The organism is uncultured Streptococcus sp. (genome assembly GCF_938036805.1).
Lineage (GTDB): Bacteria > Bacillota > Bacilli > Lactobacillales > Streptococcaceae > Streptococcus.
On record NZ_CALHWC010000177.1, the window covers coordinates 1 to 1,034 of the forward strand.

A 1,034-nucleotide genomic window follows, 5' to 3' on the forward strand; every position below is an offset into this window, starting at 1 on the left:
AAAAGGAAGAATTTCCAGCCTTGGTCAAGCATGAATTTACCATCAAGGACAAGACGGATATCGTCTTCTCTGGTCTGGGCTGGATTCGTGTCAATGACAGAGCCAAGGTTGCGGCTTGGGCTCCAAAAGGAGTGGACGTGGTCTTGCGCAAGGCGATTATCTAAGAAAGGTAGGATGTATGACCCAGTCAACTTTTATCACACCAGAAAAATATGTGGAAGCTATTCAGCAAATACCATACGGCAAAGTGGTTACCTTGGCTGATTTGCGTACTCACTTTGGACAGGATAATAGTGCTCCATTTTTTTCAGGTATTGCTGCTTTGATTGTCGCTTGGTCTGAGGAAGATGCCAAAATCCCCTATTGGCGAGTGCTCAAGTCAGGCGGGGAAGTCAATGCGAAGTATCCTGGAGGCCTTGAAGTACAAAGAGGGCTGCTGGAAGCGGAAGGACATAGCATTATTCAAAAAGGGAAAACAAAGATGAGGTACTATGTCCAAGATTTTCAAAAGAAACGGTATTCATTTGATTTGGAAAGAAATCTCATGTGCGGGCAATACTAATACTCTTTGAGTATAAGCTCTGCTATTTTTAAAAGAATAAGGAAAACTATGGCATTAACAAGTAAACAAAGGGCCTTTCTCAACAGTCAGGCCCACACACTCAAGCCCATCGTTCAGATTGGCAAAAACGGTCTCAATGACCAGATTAAAACCAGCATTCGTCAGGCACTGGATGCGCGAGAACTGATCAAGGTTACGCTCTTGCAGAATACAGATGAGAATATCCATGAAGTTGCTGAGATTTTGGAAGAAGAAATCGGAGTGGATACGGTGCAGAAGATCGGCCGGATCTTGATTCTCTTCAAGCAGTCCAGCAAGAAGGAAAATCGCAAACTCTCTGTTAAAGTCAAGCAAATTTAAGGAAAAATTTCTGTGGAGATATCAGCCTATGGCTATTGAATTACTGACCCCCTTTATCAAGGTGGAATTAGAACCAGAAGTTAAAGATAAAAAACGCAAGCAGATTGGCATT

2 protein-coding genes and 2 pseudogenes are annotated in these 1,034 nt (G+C 42.7%); all 4 read left to right on the forward strand.

What is annotated here, in order from left to right; translation table 11 throughout:
* Positions 1 to 164: pseudogene (locus tag Q0191_RS07225) on the forward strand (ribosome biogenesis GTPase YqeH); the annotation flags it as partial.
* Positions 165 to 178: 14 nt separating this feature from the next.
* Positions 179 to 562, forward strand: coding sequence for an MGMT family protein (locus Q0191_RS07230; RefSeq protein WP_125406140.1), 384 nt, complete (start codon positions 179 to 181; stop codon positions 560 to 562).
* Positions 563 to 610: 48 nt separating this feature from the next.
* Positions 611 to 922, forward strand: coding sequence for a ribosome assembly RNA-binding protein YhbY (yhbY, locus tag Q0191_RS07235; RefSeq protein WP_125406137.1), 312 nt, complete (start codon positions 611 to 613; stop codon positions 920 to 922).
* A 28-nt stretch (positions 923 to 950) separates the two neighbouring features.
* Positions 951 to 1,034 (forward strand): annotated as a pseudogene (nadD, locus tag Q0191_RS07240) (nicotinate-nucleotide adenylyltransferase); the annotation flags it as partial.